Annotated in this window: 25 protein-coding genes and 2 tRNA genes; 19 read left to right on the forward strand and 8 right to left on the reverse strand. The window is 65.6% G+C overall.

Features of this window, described 5'->3' with window-relative positions:
* Nucleotides 1-272 precede the first annotated feature (272 nt).
* Complete coding sequence (locus NO362_RS05075; RefSeq protein WP_256546358.1) at nucleotides 273-770, reverse strand: hypothetical protein; 498 nt, start codon at nucleotides 768-770, stop codon at nucleotides 273-275.
* A 176-nt stretch (nucleotides 771-946) separates the two neighbouring features.
* On the opposite strand from NO362_RS05075, the gene NO362_RS05080 reads away from it, so the two are divergent.
* Nucleotides 947-1019 (forward strand) — tRNA-Arg (locus NO362_RS05080).
* A gap of 193 nt (nucleotides 1020-1212) precedes the next feature.
* On the opposite strand, the gene NO362_RS05085 is transcribed toward NO362_RS05080, so the two are convergent.
* On the reverse strand, nucleotides 1213-1440 hold the full coding sequence (locus NO362_RS05085; RefSeq protein WP_121569004.1) for a DUF7564 family protein: 228 nt from the start codon (nucleotides 1438-1440) through the stop codon (nucleotides 1213-1215).
* Nucleotides 1441-1627: 187 nt separating this feature from the next.
* Here NO362_RS05085 and NO362_RS05090 point away from each other — a divergent pair, with 187 nt between their 5' ends.
* Together NO362_RS05090 and NO362_RS05095 are read left to right on the forward strand one after the other, a co-directional pair.
* Complete coding sequence (locus NO362_RS05090; RefSeq protein WP_256546359.1) at nucleotides 1628-2290, forward strand: DUF309 domain-containing protein; 663 nt, start codon at nucleotides 1628-1630, stop codon at nucleotides 2288-2290.
* A gap of 54 nt (nucleotides 2291-2344) precedes the next feature.
* Nucleotides 2345-2629, forward strand: a complete 285-nt coding sequence (locus NO362_RS05095) for a hypothetical protein (protein ID WP_256546360.1) — start codon at nucleotides 2345-2347, stop codon at nucleotides 2627-2629.
* 27 nt (nucleotides 2630-2656) lie between these two features.
* On the opposite strand, the gene azf is transcribed toward NO362_RS05095, so the two are convergent.
* Nucleotides 2657-3442, reverse strand: coding sequence for an NAD-dependent glucose-6-phosphate dehydrogenase (azf, locus tag NO362_RS05100; protein ID WP_256546361.1), 786 nt, complete (start codon nucleotides 3440-3442; stop codon nucleotides 2657-2659).
* A 185-nt stretch (nucleotides 3443-3627) separates the two neighbouring features.
* Between azf and NO362_RS05105 the strand changes: the two genes are divergently transcribed.
* From NO362_RS05105 to NO362_RS05125, 5 genes are all read left to right on the forward strand, one after another.
* On the forward strand, nucleotides 3628-3990 hold the full coding sequence (locus NO362_RS05105; RefSeq protein WP_121569001.1) for a dihydroneopterin aldolase family protein: 363 nt from the start codon (nucleotides 3628-3630) through the stop codon (nucleotides 3988-3990).
* Between the two features lie 84 nt (nucleotides 3991-4074).
* Entirely contained in the window at nucleotides 4075-4569 is a 495-nt protein-coding gene (locus tag NO362_RS05110; protein ID WP_256287750.1) for a DUF5790 family protein, read from the forward strand.
* Between the two features lie 82 nt (nucleotides 4570-4651).
* A complete protein-coding gene (locus NO362_RS05115) occupies nucleotides 4652-5518 on the forward strand; it encodes a helix-hairpin-helix domain-containing protein (protein ID WP_256546362.1) in 867 nt (288 codons plus the stop codon).
* 22 nt (nucleotides 5519-5540) lie between these two features.
* Nucleotides 5541-6437, forward strand: coding sequence for an aminotransferase class IV (locus NO362_RS05120; RefSeq protein WP_256546363.1), 897 nt, complete (start codon nucleotides 5541-5543; stop codon nucleotides 6435-6437).
* 72 nt (nucleotides 6438-6509) lie between these two features.
* On the forward strand, nucleotides 6510-6920 hold the full coding sequence (locus NO362_RS05125; protein ID WP_256287753.1) for a Rieske (2Fe-2S) protein: 411 nt from the start codon (nucleotides 6510-6512) through the stop codon (nucleotides 6918-6920).
* Between the two features lie 365 nt (nucleotides 6921-7285).
* Here the strand turns inward: NO362_RS05125 and NO362_RS05130 are convergent.
* The 3 genes from NO362_RS05130 to NO362_RS05140 form a co-directional block, all read right to left on the reverse strand.
* Nucleotides 7286-7360, reverse strand: a tRNA-Met gene (locus NO362_RS05130).
* A 69-nt stretch (nucleotides 7361-7429) separates the two neighbouring features.
* The gene (locus NO362_RS05135) at nucleotides 7430-7879 is read right to left on the reverse strand and encodes a GtrA family protein (RefSeq protein ID WP_256546364.1); all 450 of its coding nucleotides are present in this window, start codon (nucleotides 7877-7879) and stop codon (nucleotides 7430-7432) included.
* Entirely contained in the window at nucleotides 7880-8692 is an 813-nt protein-coding gene (locus tag NO362_RS05140; protein WP_256546365.1) for a glycosyltransferase family protein, read from the reverse strand.
* 129 nt (nucleotides 8693-8821) lie between these two features.
* Between NO362_RS05140 and NO362_RS05145 the strand changes: the two genes are divergently transcribed.
* On the forward strand, nucleotides 8822-11254 hold the full coding sequence (locus NO362_RS05145) for a DUF2298 domain-containing protein (protein ID WP_256546366.1): 2433 nt from the start codon (nucleotides 8822-8824) through the stop codon (nucleotides 11252-11254).
* 72 nt (nucleotides 11255-11326) lie between these two features.
* Here the strand turns inward: NO362_RS05145 and NO362_RS05150 are convergent, their stop codons facing one another.
* A complete protein-coding gene (locus NO362_RS05150; RefSeq protein WP_121568993.1) occupies nucleotides 11327-11584 on the reverse strand; it encodes an HAH_0734 family protein in 258 nt (85 codons plus the stop codon).
* A gap of 224 nt (nucleotides 11585-11808) precedes the next feature.
* Between NO362_RS05150 and NO362_RS05155 the strand changes: the two genes are divergently transcribed.
* The 5 genes from NO362_RS05155 to NO362_RS05175 are packed head-to-tail and all read left to right on the forward strand — an operon-like array spanning nucleotide 11809 to nucleotide 14095.
* Complete coding sequence (locus tag NO362_RS05155) at nucleotides 11809-12090, forward strand: 50S ribosomal protein L44e (protein WP_121568992.1); 282 nt, start codon at nucleotides 11809-11811, stop codon at nucleotides 12088-12090.
* A 2-nt stretch (nucleotides 12091-12092) separates the two neighbouring features.
* Complete coding sequence (locus NO362_RS05160) at nucleotides 12093-12278, forward strand: 30S ribosomal protein S27e (RefSeq protein WP_121558855.1); 186 nt, start codon at nucleotides 12093-12095, stop codon at nucleotides 12276-12278.
* Nucleotides 12279-12302: 24 nt separating this feature from the next.
* Nucleotides 12303-13106, forward strand: coding sequence for a translation initiation factor IF-2 subunit alpha (locus NO362_RS05165; RefSeq protein WP_256546367.1), 804 nt, complete (start codon nucleotides 12303-12305; stop codon nucleotides 13104-13106).
* 43 nt (nucleotides 13107-13149) lie between these two features.
* On the forward strand, nucleotides 13150-13332 hold the full coding sequence (locus NO362_RS05170; protein WP_256546368.1) for an RNA-protein complex protein Nop10: 183 nt from the start codon (nucleotides 13150-13152) through the stop codon (nucleotides 13330-13332).
* A gap of 4 nt (nucleotides 13333-13336) precedes the next feature.
* Nucleotides 13337-14095: a proteasome assembly chaperone family protein gene (locus NO362_RS05175; RefSeq protein ID WP_256287759.1), complete on the forward strand. Its 759-nt coding sequence runs from the start codon at nucleotides 13337-13339 to the stop codon at nucleotides 14093-14095.
* Nucleotides 14096-14194: 99 nt separating this feature from the next.
* Here NO362_RS05175 and NO362_RS05180 read toward each other — a convergent pair whose 3' ends face one another.
* Entirely contained in the window at nucleotides 14195-15094 is a 900-nt protein-coding gene (locus NO362_RS05180) for a PhzF family phenazine biosynthesis protein (protein ID WP_256546369.1), read from the reverse strand.
* A 141-nt stretch (nucleotides 15095-15235) separates the two neighbouring features.
* Here NO362_RS05180 and NO362_RS05185 point away from each other — a divergent pair, with 141 nt between their 5' ends.
* The 5 genes from NO362_RS05185 (at nucleotide 15236) to NO362_RS05205 (ending at nucleotide 23591) form a co-directional block, all read left to right on the forward strand.
* On the forward strand, nucleotides 15236-17743 hold the full coding sequence (locus tag NO362_RS05185; RefSeq protein WP_256546370.1) for a PAS domain S-box protein: 2508 nt from the start codon (nucleotides 15236-15238) through the stop codon (nucleotides 17741-17743).
* Between the two features lie 179 nt (nucleotides 17744-17922).
* Nucleotides 17923-19377 carry a DUF7125 family protein gene (locus tag NO362_RS05190; RefSeq protein ID WP_256546371.1) on the forward strand — a complete coding sequence of 485 codons (1455 nt, stop codon included), beginning with the start codon at nucleotides 17923-17925 and terminating at the stop codon, nucleotides 19375-19377.
* The gene (locus NO362_RS05195) at nucleotides 19370-21736 is read left to right on the forward strand and encodes a PAS domain S-box protein (RefSeq protein WP_256546372.1); all 2367 of its coding nucleotides are present in this window, start codon (nucleotides 19370-19372) and stop codon (nucleotides 21734-21736) included. Before NO362_RS05190 ends, NO362_RS05195 begins: the two co-directional genes overlap by 8 nt.
* Before the next feature lie 91 nt (nucleotides 21737-21827).
* Complete coding sequence (locus NO362_RS05200) at nucleotides 21828-22541, forward strand: phosphoribosyltransferase (RefSeq protein ID WP_121568984.1); 714 nt, start codon at nucleotides 21828-21830, stop codon at nucleotides 22539-22541.
* Between the two features lie 93 nt (nucleotides 22542-22634).
* Nucleotides 22635-23591 (forward strand): AEC family transporter, encoded by a 957-nt coding sequence (locus NO362_RS05205; RefSeq protein ID WP_121568983.1) that lies wholly within the window; start codon nucleotides 22635-22637, stop codon nucleotides 23589-23591.
* Nucleotides 23592-23666: the final 75 nt, after the last annotated feature.

A 23666-nucleotide genomic window follows, 5' to 3' on the forward strand; every position in this document is an offset into this window, starting at 1 on the left:
AGGCATATCCACAGCCAGGGTAGGCCGCCGCTTAAGCGTTGTCTTGTCGGTGGTTCTGCGCCGTGTGCGGGCCGTCTCGCCGTCTCGCGGTTCCCCGATTTGCCCCCGTGCTACGCGCTGTATCCCCCGGTCGATCTCTGGCACGCGAGGTGTGGTTCCGTCGTCCTATATGAACGTTCGCTGGACCTGAACGTTCGATGCGCCCGTCGGTGCCGGTGCGCCATCTGTTCGTCACGTCGCCGGCGCGCCGTCTCCTCTCTGCTGGAACGCGGTCACTTCGTCACGTCCGCCACAGTCCGTCGCCCGTCGACGTCGTCGTGGACGACCTCCACACCGGTCGGCGCTGTGCCGCTCGTCTCGACGTCGATCTCGTAGCCGAGATTCGTGAGCACTTCCGCGCACGCCTCGTCTTCCTCGCGTTCTTCGACGGCTGCGACGACGACGGTGACGACGCTCGTGTCGGCATCGTAGCTGATGTCCTGTAACCGCGGGACGGTACAGGCGTTCTTGCCGACGACGCAGCCGACGACCGAGATTTCGCCGTCGTCGCCGAACGAGACGGTCGCCGCGCCCGGCTCGGGGCACTTCGCTCGCGGTACCAACGTCGCTGTGATGTGATTCGTCGTCACGGTGGAACTGGGTGGCGTGTCTGTCTCGGTGGCTCCGTTCGCGGTGTCCGTCCCCGGCGTCGCCTGCTCTGAGCTGGTACAGCCGGCGACGGCGGTCGGGAGGGCGACTGCGAGGCCCGAGAGGACCGTTCGGCGCAGCATACTTTGTGATAGCACGTACCACCCAAAAGCGGTGTCGGAGGCTCAAACGGTCTCTTGTGTCACTCCTCGATCAGGCTTCGCGTTCGATTTGCTGGCCGATCGCCTCCGTGTGTGTCGGTGCCGTAGCATCGTCGCATCGTAACCCTCATAAGTGAATGCGGAGTACGAAGAGATGAGTCCTGATAGGGTAGTGGACTATCCTCTTGGCTTGCGGAGCCAGGGACCGGAGTTCAAATCTCCGTCAGGACGTTTCTGCGAGACGCAACGCGACGAGCGGAGCGAGTCGTCTGCGTCTCGCAAAACTCCGAAAAGAGATCTGAGCAGCGAGCATCGCGAAGCGATGCGAGTGAGTTCAAATCTCCGTCAGGACGCTACATTTCACCGGCGCCACACGACGAGCACACGAGACGCCGCCTCTGAGAAAAAAGCTCGCCAGCGCCGCTCACTCGTCGTCGTAGCGCGACGGCGCGTCGGCGTCATCGTCGTCGAGTCGCCGCACGGAGGGCGTCGTCCGACGCCGGAGCCGGCGGGGGCCCGTCTCCTCGGACTCGCGCTCGTCGGCGTCGGCCGCCCACGACTCGTGACACGAGAGGCAGTAGTTCCCTCCGTAGCCGTTCGGGCGGACGAACTCGGTACCGCAGTCGAGACAGGTGACGTGCGCGCGGGTCATTGGCTTCGCCTCCGGGGCGGGGATGTGGGCTGTGTAGTCATATGCTGTTCACCTGTACGATAGTCCTGCAAGCGGATAAGTTCGTCACCCACTGTCACACTCCTGCTGGCACACTCTCGCTGGCATCGAGGAGGGCGGAATCCTGCCGAACGCCGAGTATTTACTCGCGCGACGACAACTTCCGACTGTGCAAGATGCGCTCCGGATCGGTATCGCGGTGTTCAACGCCGGCGACCATCGCGCCGCACACGACGCCTGGGAGGACCCGTGGCTCGACCTCGACGACGGGACGCCCGAGGAGCGACTGCTCCACGGGCTGATCCAGTACGCGGCGGCGGTACATCACTCCCGCCGGCGCAACTGGAGCGGGGCGCGCGGACTGGCCGAGAGCGCGGCGCAGTACCTCGCCGACGTCGACGCAGCGTCCCGGGACGTGAACGTCGCGGACGTGCGTGCGTATCTCCGGCGACTCGCCGCCGACCCAGAACTCGCCGAACGTCGTCGGCCGCCCGCGCTCCGTTACGACGGCGACGCGCTGGAGCCGACGGATCTCTCCTTCGAGCACGTCGCTGCCGCGGCAGCACTCCTGGCGCGCGAGTACGAGGCGTTCGAGGAATCGGTCGTCGACGACGCGATTCGGTACGCGCGATCAGAGGCGGACGAGAGCGACAGCCCCGACGGCGATTCGCCCGATACGGCGCTCGCGCCCTCGCGCTCGCGGGGTTTCGTCGGGATGCTGTTCGACTTCGCGGCCGACCGCGAGCGACGCGCGCTCGTCTACGATCGACTCCAGCGGCACGTCGAACGGCAGCGGAGCAAAGAGCGCGACGTCGCCGGGCTGTTCGACTGAACGCCCGAATCGGTCAAAAAATTGAACGACTGTCGGCGCGTACGACTCTCTGGTATGGTAGTCCAAGACGATATCAAAGACGCCATCGGTGACGGGCGAGACGAGCTCGTTCGCGTGCTGGCGGCGCACGGCGTTCTCCCAACGATCGTCGAATCGGGTGGATCGAGCCTCGGCGGGCTCTCGTCGTCGCCGACGTTCAGACTCGAAACGCCTGACGGGACCAGCGTCGCCGACAGACAGACGCGCTCGAAGGTAGTCGACGCGCTCGGGATGTCCTCTGCGGACGACTGCGAGACGGTCCGCGAGGAGATACAGAGCCACGACGCCTGGGAGGACTAATCGTCTCGGTTCGACCGCGAGCGTGCCTCACTTCTCGACGACGCGTTCGTCGTCGCGCCACTCCGCGGAGTTGTCCTGCGGGTCGTAGTCGAGGACCTCCTTCGCGCGCTCGATGGAGTAGTACTTCCGGTCGTTGTCGGAGATGCCGTAGACGATCTCGTAGTCGTAGTCCGCCAGGATACAGCGCTCGAAGAGGTGCGCACAGTCGCGGTAGGAGAGCCACATCGCCTGCCCGCGCTCGTAGTCGATCGGGGGATGGCCCTCGGTGAGGTTGCCGATGCGGACGTTGACGACCGAGAGGTCGTGATGGTCGTGGTAGTACCGCCCGAGCACCTCGCCGGTCGCTTTGCTCACGCCGTAGAGGTTGCTGGGGCGGGGAAGCTCCGTCCCGTCCAAGCGGAACTCGTCTTCGGGTCGATACATTTCCGGCGTCCGCGCGTCCGTCTCGTACGCGCCGACGGCGTGATTCGATGAGGCGAAAGCGAACTTCTCGACGCCCGTCTCGACGGCCGCCTCGAACATCGTCTGCGTCCCGTCGATGTTGTTCTGCAGGACGCTTTCCCACGGCGCCTCCGGGCGCGGATCGCCCGCGAGGTGGACCACGGCGCGGCAGCCTTCGAGCGCCTCGTGGACCGCCTCGTCGTCGGTGACGTCCGCGACGAACACGTCGTCGTCGTCGACGCTCTCGGGACGCTTCGCGTCCGGCAGCGGCTCTCGGTCGAGCAGTCGCCAGTCGAACTCGGAACCGACGTGGCGGAGGATGGCCTGCCCGACGCGTCCGCCCGCCCCTGTCAGGAGAACCGGGTCGTCCATTCGAACGACCATCCGGGCAGGGAGGCCAAGAAACGTCCGATTCGCGCCCGTGACGGCGAGCCGACAGGTCTCGCTTCGGTTTTCTACGTCTCGGGGGTCGGCTGCCCCGCCCGGAGCCCATCCTGACTGGGCCGATCCGTCGCCGTAGCCGATAGTCCCTTAGCCCACGGCGACGGAGACCGGATATGACCGACGCGGGGCAGGCAGGGACGGATGCAGAGCGCGCGTGCTTCGAGGCGGGTATCAAGTTCGGCACGCTCTATCACCAGTTCGCGGGCACGCCCGTGAGCCCCCAGAGCGCCGAAAGCCTCGGCCGGGCGATGGAGGAAGCGATCGAGAACCAGCCGTACTGCGTCGACGTCGACGTCGACGTCCGAACGGACCGCATCGCCGCAGAGTTGGAGGCGCAGTCGGCCGAGTACACGGAGCTGACCGGTCGCTTCGTCGACGTCGAGATGCGGATCGAGTACGAGGGCGTGACCGTCCGCACGCGGATGGAGATGGAAGGCGACTATCCGCTTATGAAACTCGTCGCGGTCGAGGAGTGACCGCGCCCGAGCGCGCATCAGCCGCACGATTTCACTTTCACTTTCGGGCGTGTTTTTAACCCCTCCCGCGTCGAAGCCGATGGTATGAGTAGCCAGAGCACACTCGGTGACGACGACCTGTTCGGAGAGGCTGCTGCAGAGATGCGCGAGGAGGTCGAGAGCCACCTCGCCGACGCGCGAGCGGAACTCCCCGATTCCGACGCGGTGTGGGACGCGGAGGCAGACAACGTCCTCGGGGTTCTCAACGCGCTCCGTTCGGCACTGGACGTCGGCGAGGCGGAAGAGCACCTCCGCCAGGCGAAGAAGACCTTCATCGTGGGCCAACGCGCGGAAGCCTTCGACGACCCCGACGCGATCGAAGCGCAGGTCGAGTCAGTCGAGGAACTCCTTGTGTCGCTCGCCGAGGCCGAAGACCTCGTCGGCGACCTCACCGGCACGATGCCGCAGGTCCGGAGCCAACTGCAGGAAGCGGCCGAAGCCGCCGAGAGTTCTGCGGCGGACGACGCGGCCGACAGCGACGAGGAGGCCGCAGACGAGGCCGACGCAGCGGACGCGAGTGCGGACGAGGCGGACGCATAGCGACCGCAATCCGGGCAGCCGCTCGGTGACACCGACGCGGCGCAACGGTTTTTAAATACTCGACGGCCATATCATCAACGTAATGAGTATCTTCGACACGATCTTGTCGTCGCTGCGCTCGCTCGTCGGCGGCGGGAGCACGAACGAGTCTGAATCGTCGCCGGGATCGACGCGGGCGGGCGGGCAGGTCTCTGTCGAACACGAGACGGAACGTACGGACGCGGACGCGTCGACGGAGGCGACGATCAAAGGCGCCGACGACGCCGAGACCTCGACCGAATCCGAAGACGCGACTGAGCCCGGGGACACGGCCGACTCAGAGACGTCGATCGAGGATGCGACCGCAGAGCCAGCAGCGGCCGAGACCGACGCCGCGGCGTCGACTGAGACGCTCCTCGACGATGAGACCGGCAAAGAGCCCGCAGAGGCCGTCGAAACGGCCGGGGAAGGTGAGGAAGCTGTCTCCCCCAACCCCGACGCCGAGGATATCGAGACGGCCGACGACGCGGTCGCGGCAGACACCGACGCTGCGGCCTCGACCGAGACGCTCGTCGACGAGGCGACGGGTCAAGAGCCCGCCGAGGCCGTCACGCCGACGGAAGCGCCCGAAGACGGGAGCGAAGACGAGGATGCGAGTGCGGAAGATGACGACGCTGCGTCTGCTGACGACGAAGCGGACGCGACAGCGGTGGAAGCAGATACGACAGCGGACGAAGCGGACGCGACAGCGGACGACGAAGCCGCCGGTGCAGAGACCGGCGAAGACGAGAGCGAACCGGTCGAGACGCTCAAAGGCATCGGTCCTGCCTACGCCGAGCGACTCGGGACCGTCGACATCGAGACTGTCGCGGACCTCGCGGCTGCTGACGCCGACGACGTCGCCGACGATATCGGCGTCTCATCGAAGCGCGTCTCCGGTTGGGTCGAGCGCGCTCGCGAGCAGTCTTAGCGCTCTCGTGATCTCCGACCGGATGGCCGACCTCCGCTACCACGTCGACGGCGAACTGGTTCCGGCAGAAGCGGCGGCTGTGAGCGTCCGCGACCGGGGATTTGTGTACGGCGACGCGATCTTCGAGACGCTCCGCGCGTACGGCGGCGACGCGTTCCGCTGGGACGCACACGCCGACCGCCTCGCGGATTCTGCGGAGGCGCTCTCGCTCGATCACGGCCTCTCGGACCCGGAGCTGAAACGGCGTGTCGACGAGACGTTGCGGGCGAACGACCTCGAAGACGCCTCTGTGAAGCTCTCTGTCACCCGTGGGGTCCAGTCGGACGCGCTCACGCCCGACCCGGCGGTCGACCCGACGGTTGTCGTCCAAGTGACCCCGCGCCCCCGGGGCGGCGTCGATTCGACCTCCGTCTGGGACGAGCCGGCGACGCTCCAGACGGTTCGGACGCGTCGCATCCCCGACGAGTCGCTCCCGTCGCGAGCGCAGACGCACAACTACCTGAACGGCGTCCTCGCCCGTATCGAACTCCGCGTTTCGGACGCCGACGAGGCCGTGATGCTCGACGGCGACGGTCGCCTCGCGGCGGGCGCGACGTCCACTCTCTTCTTCGTCGACGGCGAGGCGCTCTGCACGCCGAGTCTCGACGGTCCCGTCCGCCCGGGGATCGCGCGCAGAGAGGTCCTCGACATCGCCCGCGACGAAGGCATTCCGGTCCGCGAGGGTGCGTTCACGCCCGACGACCTCCGCGGGGCCGAAGAAGCGTTCGTGACGAACACGACCTGGGAGGTCCGCCCCGTCGAAACGGTCGACGGCATCGACGTCGGCGGCGGCCCGCTCACGACGCTGTTCCAGCGCGTCTACGACGCTCGCGTCGAGCGCGACCACTATGGCGGGGGCGACAGCGGCGTCCGGGAGTGACTCCGCCCACGTCTCCCACCGCGTCGACGCCAAACCGTCACGCTTGAATCGCCCTACCCCAAACGCGCGGCTATGGACGAGGAACGCCGCATCGCTGCGGCCGACGAGGTCTCCGCGGACGAGACGGTCGTCTTCACCGCGAAATCCGGATTCGAGACGACCGAAGGACTCCTCACTCGACGCGACGACGGTTCTGTCATTGCCTTCACGAACTACTGTCCGCACTGGCGCGACGTCCGATTAGACAAGGGTTCGAGCGCATTGGTGCGCAACGGCGAACTCGTCTGTCAGAAACACGGTGCGACGTTCGAAAAGCAGAGCGGAAACTGCAACTTCGGTCCGTGTGAGGGTGCGGTCCTCGACACTTTCGAGGTGACCGTCGACGACGGCGCGGTCTATCTCACCGACGACGAGTGGGACGCCGCCGAACCCGGCCTCTCCGAGGAGCGCGACCTCTCCTCGGGCGGTCGGATCGACTTCTGATACTGTCGGACAGCAGTTCGTGAATCGTGTTGGCATCCACCGGCTGACGATAATTTTCACATAGTTCTGTCGACAGTATGTACTGTCAGATTCGGTTGATGAATATCGTTTCACGCGAAAGAGACGTCGGACTCTTCGGGACGTGGTCCAGTTCGAGCAGCCCTCAGAATCGGTGCGATCGGCTCGAAAGTGCTGTGGCTTCGATGGTGAGCCTCTGGAGAATAGCGGGAGGTAGATTTGAACGACGCCTGCGTCGGTCGCGGCGCTCCCTCGCAGTCTCGTTCAAATCTACTCGTGCTATGACTGCCGAACGCAGGGGTTACTCGGCGATACGACGCCTCGCTGTGTTACGTTCGGCAGAACCATAGCGGGAGGTAGATTTGAACTACCGATCTCCGGGTTATGAGCCCGGCGGAATCTCCTGGCTATCCCATCCCGCTACTGAAACGAAACCGTGGGTTACGGTTAAGGGTTGTGTTTCGCCCGCAGTGTGGCAATTTCCCTCGCGGTCAGGACCGCGTTACGCGCCACGTGAGCAGGCTCTCTGCGACGTAATTCAGGAACATCGATCCCGCGATGGCGATCGGGATCGGAATCAACTGCCAGAGGTCGAAGCCGAAGACGACGACCGACAGATCGAGCTGTCGGAGCCCTCGAACGATCAGAAACTGGACGGCGAGACCGCCGCTGCGGACGAGGTTCGACCGGACGAACCGACTCAGCGTCGGGAGCGGCCCCGACGCACCCAGCTCCGAGAAGGTCCAGCGCTCGTTGATCGCGAACATCACGACGATCGCGACCTCCGCGCCAACGAGCTTCGCGTACTCGCCGAGAATCCCGAAACCGACGATTAGCGCCGTCGTGGTGGTCATATCGAAGACCGCGCCGACCGCTCCGACGGAGACGAACTTGCCGAACCGGACGCCCGAGGCGAGCGCGTCGACCGTCTCGCGGACCATTCAGTCGGCCTCAACGGCGTCTGCGGCGTCCGTTGCAGCGAGGCGCTCGATCAGCGACGGCTCGGCCTCGCGGCGCGCGTCCAGCAGTTCGTGCAGCCGGTCCTCCCGCAGGAGACGCGCACGGTGTCGCGCCGTCACGAGCGCTCGGCCGAGCCGAAGCGTCGTTCGGACGGGCGAGACGGTCGATCCGGGGCGGTCCTCCCAGCGCACCGGGACCTCCGCGATCCGGTGATCCAGCGCGCCTGCGACGGCGACGAGTTCGATGTCCCAGGCGAAGCCGGGCTCGTAGAGGTGTCCGCGGACCTCGCGCCAGGCATCGGCAGTGATCGCCTTCGCGCCGCACTGGTAATCGTAGAGCCGTTCGTCGAGGAAGCGGCGCGCGAGCCACGCGAAGCCGTCGCCGAGGCGGCGACGGGCGAACGTCTGATGCGAGGCGACGTCGGCGTCGGGGTGCCGACGGGAGCCGGTCGCGACGTCGGCGTCTCCAGACGTGACGGCGTCGACGACAGCCGCGAACGACGCTGCCGGCGTACTCCCGTCGGCGTCGGCGAAAGAGAGCACGTCGACCGAGTCGACGAGCGCCTCGAACCCAGCCGTGATCGCAGCCCCCTTGCCGCGTCTGGCGTCGACGGCAGCGATCTCGACACAGTCGGGGAGGGCGCCGAGTTGACTGCGGGGATTGGACCGCGGCGCGTCGAGTTCGACTCGGACCACCGCGGGATCGAGTCGCTCCGCGAGCGCACGGAGATACGCGCCGAGACGCTCGGGATCGGGCCGGTAGGCGGGGACGACGATCCCGACGGAACGAGTCATCACCCCCAGATACCGGCTTCTGTGTGAAAAACGAACCGCTAGCGGTCGGCGGAGAGTCACTTCCTCCGGTATCCGCCCGGCGCATCACAAAACGTATGTCTCGGCGTCTCGGTCCGTGCGATACGGAGAATGGAGTACGCCCTCGTCGCCCGCTGGCTGGTCCTCTACGCCGCGCTCTTCGCTCTCGGTCTCCCGCTCGTCGCCAGGCTCCTCCCTCGCGCGAGCGGCCGGGGCGCGGGCCTCGCCGTCCCCGCCGCGCTCGTCGTTCTCAGCGTCCCCGCCTACTGGGTCGGTCAGTTGACGTGGGGTCCGCTCGCGCTCGCAGCGGGTGCTCTGACGCTGCTCGTCGCGAGTGCGACTGCCGCGCTCGACCTCACAGCCCTCCGTGACGGTCGGGTTCGCCTCGGCGTGGACATCGACCGCAACGCCGCGAGCGACGCGGCGGCTATCTTCCTCCTCGGCTTCGTCTTCGTCGTCGCGCTCCGCGCGTTCGACCCGGCCGTCCACCCCGGCGGCGGCGAGAAGTTCCTCGATTTCGGGCTCCTGAAGACGCTCCAGCGCTCGGCAGTCCTCCCGCCGGAGGACTTCTGGTTCGCGAACGCGCCGGTGAAGTACTACTACGGCGGCCACCTGACGACGACGCTGCTCGCGTGGCTGACGGGCACGCCGCCGCGGTTCGCCTACAACCTCGCGCTCGCGGGCTTCTACGCCGCGTTCGTCACTGCCGCGTTCGAACTCGCGGCTTCGATCGGCGCCGATCGGGGACTCCCGCGCCGCCTCGCCGGGGGCGTCGCAGTCTTCTTTGTCGGCCTCGCGAGCAACCTCGTCACGGCCGGTCGGTTCGCGCTGCTCGCGCTCCCCGAGTCGCTCCGGCGGTCGGCGGCCACCTATGTCGCGGCGCGAACGGACTACACGGCCGAGCGGATCCTCGCCGGAGCGGACTCGTTCAGCTACTGGAACGCCTCGCGCGTCATCCCCAGGACGATAAACGAATTTCCGCTGTTCGCGTGGCTGAACGGCGATCTGCACGCACATATGATGGGGACGCCGACGCTCCTTTTGGCGGCGGCCGTCGGTTACGCGTACTACCGAACGCCCGCGCGCGAGCGGGGTCGCAGGCGCGCGCTCGCCTTCCTCGTCGTCCCCGTGCTCGCGGCCTGGCAGGCGGTCCAGAACACCTGGAGTTTCCCGAGCGTGCTCGCGCTCGGGTGGCTCGCGGTGACCTTCGCGCCCGCGGATCCGTGGACGCTCCTTCCCGGCACGGCGGGGCTTCGCTCGCGACTCCGCCGCTTCTCCGGGCGAATCGCACCCGCTGACGGCGACGGGCCGACCGCCGCAGCGACGGCCGAGAGCAGCCGCATCTTCGGTTCGCTCGTCGTCGCTGGCGTCGCCGCGGTCGTCGCCGGCGTGCTCGCTGCACCCTTCCTCCTGGGCACGGCGACGGGCGGCGGCGAACGGTCGATCGAACTCCTCGGTCCCGAGATGCGAAGCGGACTCGGCGCGCTCTTGCTCGTCCACGGCGCGTTCGTCGTCGGCCTCGGCGGCTACCTCCTCTCGCGCCTGCGCGTCGCCCGCCCGTGGCTCCTCGCGGCCGGACTCCTCGCCGCAGGCTACGTCGGCCACTCGATCGGCTTCGCCGCGCTCGCGGTCTCGGTGCCGCTCCTCGTCGTCGCTTGGGTCGGCCTCCGCACGTCGCGGTCGATCGGCTACGAGGCCGTGCTCGTCGTCGCGGGTGCCGGTCTGGTCACCCTCGTCGAACTCGTGTACGTCAACGAGCAGGCTGGCCCTGGCCGGATGAACACCGTCTTCAAGACGTACGCGCAGATCTGGGCGTTCTGGGGCACCGCGATGGGCGTCGCGCTCCCCGGGCTCGTGCTCGGGCCGTGGGCAACGGGTGACCGAGACGCCGCACGCGACGGCGGTGGCGACGGCGACACCTCTGGATCGACGTTGTGGTCGCAGATCCCTTGGCGACGCGTCGGCACGATCGGTCTCGCTGTCGCCCTCGTCACCTCGACGAGCGTCTACGGCGTGCTCGCGGTCGGCGCGCACGTCGAGCGTGCCCCCGCTGGCGGACCGACGCTCGACGCCACGCAGTTCGTCGAGACCGACCACCCCGAACAAGCGGCGGCGATCGACTGGATCGACGACCTGGAGGGCCGACCGACGATCCTCGAAGCGCCCGGAACGACCACCTATCCCGGCGGGACTGACGGCCGCGAGCGCGCGATGTACAGTTGGAACGCAAACCCCGCGTCGAGTCTAACTGGCGTGCCGACCGTGGCCGGCTGGCGACACGAGATCGGCTACCGCGGGCGCGAGGCGTACTTCGACCGCGTGCGCGACGTCGACACGATCTACACCGGCAACGCCTCGGCGCGGGCGGCGCTCCTCTACGAGTATCAGGTACAGTACATCTGGGTCGGACCCAACGAACGCGCGCGCTATGGTTCGGTATCGTTCGGATCCGAAGCCATCGAGGCGGTCCACCGCTCGGGCGACGTGACGATCTACGAGGTCGCGCTCGGAGACCTCCAGCGAGAATCGTCTGACGCCGCGTAGCCACTCTCGCCTCCCGCAGAAACAGCGACCGATCGGCCGGCGAGCGGCTGATCGACCCGTGATCGAGCCGACTTACGCGCCGCGTTTGGAAATCACGTTCACGGCCTCGGCGTCGACGGCGACGACGTCGAGGAAGTGCGGGACGAACTCGCGTTTCTCGAAGGCCTCGCGCTCGTCTTCGGCCCCGACCGTACACCACAGCTGCGGCCGTTCGGCACCGTGGTAGTCGCTTTGGCGGTCGATCGAGAAGCAGACGACCTCCTCGCCGTCGACCTCGATGGTCGCGCCGCGATTGATGTCCGGATCCCCGCGGATGATGACCTTCTTCATACGACGACGTTTGCTCAGTCGGGGCTTAATCGCTTCGGAGACGCCTCGGGGGCGCTCCCGACGTCTCTCAGCGGCCACCGCGGCGGATCTCCCCCTCCGCGTCCGCTCGTCGTTGTCTCACACGCGACCGGCCTCCCGAAGCCGTCTGGCGGGCGTCGCGAGCGTCGATCCGAACCAAACGGGTTTTAACTGGCCACATCGAAAAGCGCACAAGGTCGATATCTATGGAGATGCCACGCCGATTCAACACGTACTGCCCGAACTGTGACGGGCACCACGAGCACGAGGTCGAGAAGGTCCGAACGGGCCGGTCGACCGGAATGAAGTGGAACGCGCGGCAGACCCGCCGCGGAAAAGCGACGATCGGAAACGCCGGTAAGTTCTCGAAAGTGCCCGGTGGGGACAAGCCGACGAAGAAGACCCACCTGAAGTACATCTGCTCGGACTGCGGCAAAGCCCACATGCGAGAAGGGTGGCGCGCAGGCCGTCTCACATTCCAGGAGTAACGATGGCAGGAAACTTCTACCGCGTTCAGTGTCCGGACTGTGACAACGAACAGGTCGTCTTCGGCAAGGCGTCCACGACCGTCAACTGCGCCGTCTGCGGGACGACGCTCGCGACGCCGACCGGCGGCGACGCCGAGATCCACGGCGAAGTCATCGAGACGGTCGAGCGACGCTCGGCCGAGGCGTAAGTCTCCGCTCGGAGGTTCCAATATATGAAGTACAGCGGTTGGCCTGAATCCGGTGAACTCGTCGTCGGCGAAGTCGACGAGATCACGGACTTCGGGGTCTTCGTCGACCTCGACGAGTACGAGAACAAACGCGGCCTCTGTCACATCAGCGAGGTCGCCAGCGGCTGGATCAAGAACGTCCGCGACCACGTCCGCGAGGGACAGACCGTCGTGGCGAAGGTCATCGACGTCGACGAGAGCTCACAGCAGATCGATCTCTCGATCAAGGACGTCAACGAGCACCAGCGGAAAGAGAAGATCCAGGAGTGGAAGAACGAGCAGAAGGCCGACAACTGGATGGAGATCGCGTTCGGCGACGACGTCGACGACGAGCGCTACAGCGCCGTCGCGAACGCGCTGCTGGCGGAGTTCGAGTCTCTCTACGACAGTTTCGAGTCGGCCGCGATCCACGGCACCAGCGCGCTCGAAGACGTCGACCTCGACGACGACGAGATCGAGGCGATCGTCGACACCGCACGCCAGAACGTCTCCGTCCCGTACGTGAACGTCACGGGCTACGTCGACCTCCGGTGTCCGACCGGCGACGGCGTCGATCGGATCAAGGAGGCGCTCAAGGCGGCCGAGGGCGACGAGGACGAGATCCCCGAGGAGATCGAACTCGAAGTCACCTACGTCGGCTCGCCGGAGTACCGCATCCGCGTCCGCGCGCCGGACTACAAGACGGCCGAGGACGCCCTCGAGGCGGCGGCCGGCCGGGCCAGCGAGTCGATCGAGGCCGACGGCGGCACCGCCAACTACCACCGCGACCGGCACGAAGAAGACGAATAACGCCCCCGACTGACCGACTGCGACCACGACTCACCTTCCGCTCGTGAAATCCGACATCCGCGTGTGTTCCGCCTGGCGCGACGTCCACGAGCGCCCGGTCTACACGCTCTCTTCTACCTGTCCCGAGTGCGGCGCCGAGACGGAAAACTCCGCGCCCGCGCCGTTCGACCCCGAGGACGCCTACGGCGAGTACCGACGCGCTCTTAAACGCCGCGTCCGCGAGTGAGGGTATGGACGACATCGAAATCGAGACGCTCGCAGAGCCTGAGCTCCGCGAGCCGGCTCTCGTCGAGGGACTACCCGGCGTCGGTCACGTCGGAAAACTGGCTGTAGAGCACCTACTGGAGGAGTTCGATTCGGACCTCGTCGCCCGCGTCTACTCCGACGAGTTCCCCCCGCAGGTCGGCGTCGACGACGACGGCGTCGCCTCGCTGGCCTGCGCCGAGTTCCACGCGGTCGACGCCGGCGAACGCGACCTCCTGGTTCTCACCGGCGACCACCAGGCACAGTCACATTCGGGACACTACCACGTCACCGACGCCTTCCTCGACGTCGCGACGTCGTTCGGCGTCGACGAGATCTACGCGCTCGGCGGCGTCCCGACGGGCGAACTCGTCGAGGAGCCGGACGTTCTCGGTGCCGTCAGCGACGCCGACGCCATCGACGCGCTGGCCGAGGCCGGCGTCGAGTTCCGTGAGGGCGAACCCGCCGGCGGCATCGTCGGCGTCAGCGGTCTGCTCCTCGGGCTCGGCGGCCGCCGCGACTTCTCGGCCGCGTGCCTGATGGGCGAGACGAGCGGCTATCTGGTCGATCCCACGAGCGCGCAAGTGGTTCTCGAAGTTCTCGAGGACGTCATCGGCTTCGAGGTCGGCTACGACTCCCTCGAAGAGCGCGCCGAGGAGATGAAAGAGGTCGCAGAGAAGATTCAGGAGATGCAGAGCCAACAGCAGGGGATGCCGACCGACGACGACCTGCGGTACATCGGCTGAGTCGGATCCTGTAATAGAGACTGCGGCCGATCCAGGTTGGTTCGGATCGGTTCGCCTCCCGAATACGCGGTCTGCGGTACGCCCGTCGGCGTCGAGTGCTCACGCCTCGACGATGTCGTCTTCTTCTGCCGGCGGGACCGCGAGCCGGCCGTCGAGCGACGTCACCGCGCGCCCGCCCACGCGAACGTCTCCCGCGACGCGCACGCGGACTTCGCTGGGCCGGTCGACGAAGTGCCCCTGCTCGAAGACCATCTCCTCGGGGAAGTCCTCGAAGGCGCCGACGTCGCGCAGGTACGCGCCGCAGGCGCCGCTCGCGGTTCCCGTCGCCGGATCCTCGGCGATGCCGACCGACGGCGCGAACGCCCGCGCGTGCAGCGTCGAATCAGCGCCCAGCGCGTCGAAGGTGAACGCGTAGATGCCAGCGACGTCGTGCTCGTCGGCGATCGCTTCGACCGCCCCGTCGTTTGGATCGGCCGACCCGAGGTTCTGAAGGAAGTTCACCGGAACGATCAGGAAGGGGAGCCCCGTCGAGGCGACCGCAACGGGAGCGTCCGCGCCGACATCGCGAAGCGCCGCGGGGTCGATTCCGAGCGCGTTCCCCAGCCGCTCGTAGTCGACCTCGACGCGTTCGACCCGCGGCATCTCTTGGGTCATCCAGATGCTCCCGTCAGATTCGACCTCGACGTCGAGGACGCCGACGTTCGTCTCGATGGTGTGTTCGCCCTCGTCTATCGCCCCGGCCTCGCGGAGATGTGCGTGCGCGGCGACAGTCGCGTGCCCGCAGAGGTCGACTTCCTGCTCCGGCGAGAAGTAGCGGATTCGGCGGTCGGCCGTCTCCGAGGGGAGCAGAAACGCCGTCTCGCTGACGGCGAGTTCGCGGGCGATCGCTCGCATCTGATCCGCTGTGAGGCCGTCCGCCTCCGGGACGACGCCGGCCGCGTTGCCGGCGAGCGGTTCGGCGGCGAAGGCGTCTACGAGCAGTGTGCGGCGGGTATCCATACCCGCCCGAACGAGGTCGCGGGTGAAAAGTCCCCATCCCTCCGTGTGTGGTTCGTCCTGCGCCTCGGATTATTGTCGAATGGTGGCGACTCTCACGCGTACCGATAGAATGACCAGTCAGGGGGAAGGAGTGCAGTTCGAATGCCGTCAGCGCAGTTCTTCGAATCGGTTCTCGAATCGCTCTCGGCGGGGATCGTGACGGTCGACGCTGATGGCTGCATCAGGTACGTCGACGATACGTTCTGTGACGCCGTCAGCACCGACAGCGAAACGCTTCGCGATGCGGATCTGTTCGACGCGCTGGTTCCCGCCCACAGCCGTGCAGACGCTCGAGAGGCGTTTCGCGAGCGACTCGAGTCAGACTCCAGCGACCCCGAGGACCCGAGCGTCGACGAGCAACCGATCGTGATCGGCGGTGCCTCCGCGGCCGGTGAGAGACGCTCCCACCTCCTCGTCTGGGAATCGACGATCCAGTCGGCGGAGCAGCGCTTCGTCGTCGGTCGTCTCGATGGGGCGACGAACGGCGCGCTGCAGTCCGATGCGGCAGCCGACCCCTACCGTGCGCTCGTCGAAAACGCACCGGTTCCGATTCTCGTGAGCGACGAGACGGGACATCTCCGCGAACTGAACGACAAAGCCGAGCAATTGACTGGGCGATCGCGATCCGAACTGATCGGCGAGAAGATAACGACATTGCACCCTGGTGATGAATCGGACCGATACGAGGAAGTCTTCGAGAGACACCTCGAAGTGGGTGGTACGCTGCGGTATCGGCCTGACGGCGAGCAGATCCACGTCGTCGATGCGGATGGCGACACCGTCCCCGTGGAGATCAGCGTCGCCGCCGTCGAGGCGCCAGACGATGCGCCGACAGACGAGACGCTGATCCACGGTATCTTTCGCGATATCTCCGATCAAGTCTGGTACGAGCAGACGCTCGAAGAACTCCACGAGAACGCGCGCGACTTGGTTCGCGCCGAGACCGACGTCGAAATCGCGGAGTCGATCGTCGAGACGGCGGTCGAGACCATCAATCGGGACTTCGTCGCAGTCTATCTCTTCGATCCCGACGACGAACGACTGCATCCGATCGCGCACTCGGACGGCGTCCCGGAGGCGTTCGGTGATCTCTTGCCGCTGTCGCTCGGCGAGAGTATCATCGGTGAGGCATATCTGACGAGCGAGTCGGTTCGACTCGCCGACGCCCGCACGGACGAGTGCATCCAAAGCTCGGATACGCCGATCCGGAGCGTCCTCGTTGCCCCGATCGATGGTTTCGGAGCGATCGTCTGCGGCCACACCTCTGTCGACGAGTTCGAAGTCACGGATCAGCGGCTACTCGAACTGCTTTCGCGAAACGCGGAGGCCGTCTTTGCCCGCACGGAGCGCGAACAGGAGATGCGACGACAGCGCCGCGAACTCGAAGCGCAGACAGAGACGCTCCAGCAGATCGAACAACTGAACGCGGACATCCGTGAGATCGTTCGGATCGCTATTACGGCAGACACGCGTGCGGAACTCGAGCAGAAAGCGTGTGAACTCTTTAGCACCACCGACCCGTTCACGTTCGCGTGGGTTGGGAGCCTGAGTCCAGAACGCGACGAACTCGTCCCCGAAGCGTGGGCTGGCCAGGACCAGGGGTACCTCGACACTGACGCGTTCACTCTCGACGAGACCGTCGCAGAGCCCGCAGTTCGGACAGCTCGCACCGTTGAGACGACTGTCGTCCAGAATACGGCGACAGATATCCAACACCAACCCTGGCGTCGGGACGCAGTACGCCGTGGCTTTCGATCGGCTGTCGCGATCCCGCTCCAGTACCAGGGCGTTCTCTACGGCGTCCTCACGGTCTTCGCGAGCGAGCGTGGCGCGGTGTCGGAGTGGACCACCGCCGTACTCGAAGAGTGTGGTGAACTCCTGGGCTGTATGATGAGTATGATGGAGTGGGAGGATGCTGTTCTCTCGGAGCAGGGCCAAAAACTCGACTTCGAGATCCGCTCGCAGTCGTGTCCGCTCATCCGGATCGCACTGGAACATCAGTGTTCTGTCTCGTTCGACGGACTCCACCAGAAGGAAAGCGGCGAGACGACGGTCTTCGTACGACTGCTCGCGGGTTCGGCCGAACGGGTTGTCCAGACGGCGGTGGAGTCGACTGGAATCACGTCCATCCGACAGCTCGGTGACGGCGGCGACCACGTGTTGTTCCAGGTGACGTTCTCAGACCCGTTTATCGCGACCATCTTAGCCAAGCACGGCATCCGGCTCCAGCAGATCGTCGGCGAAGACGAAACCAATGCCCGGATCCGTGTTACGACTCCGTCGACGATGCCCGTCCATCGCGCTGTCGACATCGTCTCGGCGACGTATCCGGACGCAGAACTCCTCGCGGTGACGGAACCGGAGGACCCGCCTGTCGTCTCAGAGCACTCTTCGGGGTCCATCCTCGACGGACTCACCGACCGTCAGCGAGAGACCATCGAACTTGCGTATTACGGCGGATACTTCGAGTCTCCGAAGGGGCTTTCCGGTACCGAACTCGCCGCGAAGATGGACATTTCTTCCTCGTCGTTCCACAACCGCCTTCGGGCAGCACAGCGGCACCTCCTCAGCAGCCTCCTCGATGGTCGATCTGCTGACACTGGCCGCTGAGTGGAAATATCCAATATAAATAAAAGTTCATATGTACATATGATCACAGTAATTTTTCTATCGTAAACACAGCCATACGCACAACCAAATGGTAGTGGGGAACCCGGACGCTGTCTCAGGGAACACAACGAGTGCCGTGTGCTCCCCTGTCGGTCATACGGGCTGTGGGGGGACACGCTGTGACTGATCGTCGACTCTCGACGGGCGTCGACGGACTCGACTCGGTGTTGCAGGGTGGTCTGATCCCCGGTCGTAGTTATCTTGTTCGCGGTGACCCGGGGACCGGAAAGACAATTCTTGGCTGTCATTTCTTACTCGAAGGCGTCCGACAAGCCGAGACGACGCTGTTCATCAACCTCGAGGAATCCGCCGAAGATATCAAACAGAACGCCACGGCGCTGGATTTCGATCTCGACGCCGTCGAGTTCCTGGATCTGAGCCCGAGTGCGGACGTGTTCTTCGAGGACAAATCGTACACTGTCTTCGAGGCGAGCGATGTCGAACGGGAGCCGTTCGCCGAGAGCGTCACCGACGCGGTCGAAGCGATCGATCCCGACCGCATTTTCGTCGACCCGATCACTCGGCTGCGGCATCTGACCCGCGACGACCGCGGGTTCCGAAAACAGGCGATTGGCTTCCTCGAGTATCTCACCCGAGACGACGCGACTGTGCTGTTCACCTCTCAACATACTGCGAGTTCATCCGACGAGGACCTGCAGTTCCTCAGCGACGGGACGATCGAACTCGGCGACGCTGATCGGGGTCAATCGATCTCGGTTCCGAAATTCCGCGGATCGGCGGCCCAGAGCGGAACGCACGCGATGGAGATATCGGACGAAGGAATGGTCGTCTATCCGGCGTTACAGCCCGACGAGCACACTCAGCAGTTCGTCGCCGAACCGCTCTCTTCGGGCGTTCCTGGTCTCGACGAACTGCTTCACGGCGGTATCGAACGGGGAACGGTCACGGTGATCAGCGGGCCTACGGGCGTCGGCAAGACCACCCTCGGGACGCATTTTATGAAGGAAGCCGCAGCGCGCGGCGAGCGTTCAGTGATCTACCTTTTCGAGGAGAATATGGCGACGTTCCACGAGCGCTCTGAGTCGGTCGACGTCCCCGTGGCGGAGATGTGCGAGCAGGGCTCGCTGTACGTCGAGGAGATGGAACCGCTGCAACTGTCACCGCAACAGTTCGCGGGGCGCGTCCGACAGGAGGTCGAAGAGCAAGGCGCCGATATCGTGATGATCGACGGTATCGACGGCTACCGGGTTTCCGTCCGCGGTCCCGAAGACGAACTCACCAGACGTCTGCACGCGCTGAGCCGGTATCTGAAGAATATGGGTGTGACGGTCATCCTCGTCGACGAGACATACACTGTGACCGGCGATTTCTCGGCGACGGGGGCCAAACTGAGCTATCTCGCGGACAACATCGTCGTTCTCCAGCACATCGAGCATCAAGGGACGCTCCGGAAGATCGGCGGAGTTCTCAAGAAACGCACCAGCAACTTCGAGCGTTCACTCCGGGAGTTCGAGATTACCGAAGATGGGCTCTCCGTCGGTGAACCGCTGACGGGGCTCCGCGGTATCCTCTCGGGCACGCCCGAGTGGGAGTCGCCCCGTACCGATGACTGACGGCCGCCTCGACCCGCGCGATCCCCAATCACCGACCGTGCAGCGCGACAGGCGAATCCTCCTCCTGTTGGAGCACGAGGAGAATCGACGACACCTCAAACGGTGGCTCCGGGATGACTCGCCGTACACCCCCGTCGTCGTCTCCGATCCCGAAGACGCGGTCGATGGCGACCTCTGTCTCGTCGACCCTGCTGCACTCGCACGCCACCACGAGTGGGTTGAAGCGTGCAAAGAACGCGAACGTCCGCGATTCTTCCCCGTATTGCTCGCGACGGCCGACAGCGGTGAGACGCTTACTGACGCTCTCCGATCGGTCGTCGACGAGACGATCACGACGCCGCTTGAGGTCCCGGAGTTTCGACGACGACTCGAAAACCTCCTCGAACGACGGCGGCTCTCTGCAGACCTCACGACTCGGCTCGAACGGAGCAAAGAGCGCTACGAGACGATCTTCGCCGCTGTCGACGATGCTCTTTTGATTATCGACCCAGCGGCCGACCGTATCGCGGAGTGCAATCCCCGCGCGACGGAACTACTTGGCTACGCTGAGTCTGAGTTGGTGTCGCTGTCGCCGTCCGCTGACCTCCACCGCGAGGATCAAGACGCGTACGAGGCGTTCGTCCAGCGCGTACTCGAGGATGGCCGAGCGCGGACCGGGGCGCTTTCGTGTATCCGGAAGGACGGAACCGTCATCGAGACTGAGGTCTCGGCGAGCGTCCTCGAAGGCCACGCCGACGCGCATCCGAACATCGTATTGAGCATCCGTGATGTCACTGCGCGGCGTGAGCGCGAGCGGACGGTCGAACGCCAGCGAGACAGGCTCGAAGAACTCACCCGAATCACTCAAACGCTGCAAGAGACGACGGAGGCAGTCGTTCAGGCGACCGATCGGGACGAACTCGAAGCCACCGTCTGCCGGCGACTCGCCGAATCCGAGTCCTATCAGTTCGCCTGGATCGGCGAGCGGCAGTTCGAGACGGGCGGCGATCCGGTCGTGCCGCGGGCGACGGGTGGCGGCGCGGCGGCGTATCTCGATCAGGTCGACATCACCGCCGGCGAAGCCCCGACCGGGCAGGGGCCGACGGGCCGCGCGCTTCGGTCTCGTGAGGTCGAAACCGCCCAGCGCGCCACGGCTGATCCAGAGATGACCCCGTGGCACGACGCGTTATCGGAATTCGATGTCCGCGCGACGGCCGCCGTCCCCATCCAGCACGACGACAAACTGTTCGGTGTCCTCAATCTCTACACCTCGCGGGAAGACGCCTTTGGCGGGGAGGAACGAGAGACCCTTGCGAACCTCGGACGCGCTATCGGTCGCGAGATCACGGGAATCCGCGCACGCGAAGAGGCGGAACTCTTCGAGAAGGCGATCGAACACACCGGACACGCGATCTATATCACCGACGTCGAGGGCACGATCCAGTACGTAAACCGGGCGTTCGAGAAGGCAACTGGCTACGGTCGAGAGGAAGCGTTGGGGCGGACACCGCGCATCCTCCGCTCCGGCGAGCACGACCGGCGGTTCTACCGCGACCTCTGGGAGACGATCACGTCGGGCGAGATATGGGAGAACGAGGTTATCAACCGCCGCAAAGACGGCCGGCGCCAGTACATCGACCAGACGATCGCACCTCTCTTCGGCGACGACGGAGCCGTCGAACGGTTCGTCGCGGTCAATACCGAGATCACGGAGCGACGGCGGCGCAGACAACAGCTCCAGGTGCTCTATCGAGTGCTCCGACACAACCTCCGCAACGAGTTGAACATCATCAGCGGCTACGCCGACCTGCTCTCCGATCACGGGACCGACGCCGGGGGTGCCGTCTCGAGGATCATCGATTCGGCGGACGAACTCCTCCGGATCAGCGACCAGGTACAGCAGATCGAACGCACGTTCAGCGACGACAACGAGCGCAACGTCGTCCGGTCCCTCGAAACAGTGATCCGGCGGGCAAAGCAGGACGTCCTCGACACTACTGCCGGCGTCGATGAATCGGTCGAGATCCCGCAGACGCAGCACCGCGTCAACGCCGAACTCGAAACCGCGCTCACGGAACTGCTTCGGAATGCGGTCCAGCACAACGATGCCGACACTCCGAAAGTGCGGCTGACTGTCGACGTCTCCGAGTCTGCTGCGCATCCCCACGCGACGATCACTGTCACCGATAACGGGCCGGGGATCCCCGAGAACGAACGGCTCGTGCTCGAAGAGGGCGAAGAGACGCCGCTCCTCCACGGCAGCGGGCTCGGCCTGTGGCTTGTCAACTGGGTCGTGACCGAACTCGGCGGGCGGATCCGGATCACCGACAACGACCCCCGTGGCACGGTCGTTTCGATCACACTCCCGGTCACGAGCTGAGGCTGGCCGTTCGCGTGACGCTTCCGAAGCCGGCCCAGACGAACAGATTAAGGGTCCAGCCGCACCCTTCACCGAACGGTGACCGAAATCTATGGGCGACCTGCCCGACCAGTTCAACTGCACGATCACTAATTGGGAGTACATCTACGGGCTCTGTCGCGACGTCAGCGACCAGGTGAAGACCGCCGATTTCGAACCGGACGTCGTCGTCGCGCTCGCTCGCGGCGGCTGGTTCGCAGGTCGGTGCATCTGCGACTTCCTCGGACTCGACGATCTGACGAGCCTGAAGATGGAGCACTACGTCGGCACCGCCGAGAAGGCCGACGAGCCGGAGGTGCGCTACCCGATGCCGAAAGGCAGCGTCGAAGGCAAAGACGTGCTCATCATCGACGACATCGCCGACACCGGCGGGTCGATCGAGCGCGCCTACGAGTACGTGACCGACCGCGACGCGGGCGAGGTCCGGACCGCGACGCTGCAACTCCTGCAGACGAGCGAGTTCGAGCCCGACTTCGTCGGCGAGCGCTTAGAGGAGTGGACGTGGATCGTCTACCCCTGGAACTTCATCGAGGATATGATCGACCTCATCTCCGGCGTGATGGAGAAGGCCGACGAGGAGACCTTCGAGGTCGAGGACATCCGCCATTACCTCTCGGAGTTCCACTCGGTCGACCGGATCGAGATGGAGATCGCCCAGCCCGACCGGATGAGCGAAGTGATGGCCGAGATGGAGCGGCGCGGCTACGTCGAATCGGCTCACACCGACGCCTGGCGACTCGTCGACAACGAAGGTATCGGCGCGTAGGGTCGGTCGGGGCGGATCCGAGCCTCCGATACGGACGCTCCCGTCACGCCGGCGACCGAAGCGTTTGAATAGCGACTTCGTGTGCCCTCTGACGTGGTCTCTCTGGTCTCCGTCTTCGCGACCGCGATCCTCCCGATCGTCGCCGTCGGCGGCGTCGGATACCTGCTGGGGCGCGTCCGCGACATCGAGACGGACGCGCTCAACACCGTCGTCGTCTACGTGCTCGCGCCGGCCCTCGTCTTTCATAGCCTCGCGACGACGACGCTCGCACAGTCCACGCTGGCGCGCATCACCGTCGCGATTCTCGTCTTTCACGTTCTCGCGATCGCGCTCGCAGAGGCCGCCGGCCGTCTCTTCGGCGCGTCGGAGACGGCGCTGGCGGCGCTGACGCTCGTCATCGCCTTTCCGAACACCGGCAACTACGGCGTCCCCGTCTCCAGTTTCGCCTTCGGCGACACCGGCCGCGCGACGGCCGTCGTCTATCTCTCCGTGCAGGCCGCGCTCATCTACACCGTGGGCGTCTTCCTCGCCTCACGTGGAAGCGCCGAGAGCCGCTTTGCGGGCGTCCGGCAGGTCTTCCGCGTGCCGCTCGTGTACGCCGTCGCCGCCGCGCTCCTCGCTCGCGCGCTCGGCGTCGTCCCGCCGGTCGACTCGACCGCGATGTCGACGCTCCAACTCGTCGGCGACTCGGCGATTCCGGTGATGCTGCTCCTCTTGGGAATCCAGCTCGCGCGGACGAACGTCGCATCGACGCTGTCGTCTGTCAGCGGCGTCGTCGGCCTGAAGATGGTCGTCGCGCCGGTGATCGCAGTCGGCGTCGCGCTCCTGGTTGGCTTTTCGGATCCCGCCGTCGCGCGGACGTTCGTCCTCGAATCCGCGATGCCGTCGGCGGTCACGCCGCTGATCCTCGTCGGCGAGTTCGCCGAGGGCGAGGTCGCGGGTGTCCCCGTTACCGAGTTCGTCTCGACGGCGATCTTCGCGACCACGGTGGTCTCCGTGCTCACGCTGACGGTCCTCATCGCCGTTCTAGAGAGCGGCGTGGTGCTCTGATAGGGAGTATCGTCACTGTTCGGAGATTCTCGCCGACCGTCCGGCGAGACATCTATGGGGACGTACGATACTCCT

Origin of the sequence: Halobellus inordinatus (assembly GCF_024498335.1) — an archaeon.
Lineage (GTDB): Archaea > Halobacteriota > Halobacteria > Halobacteriales > Haloferacaceae > Haloquadratum > Haloquadratum inordinatus.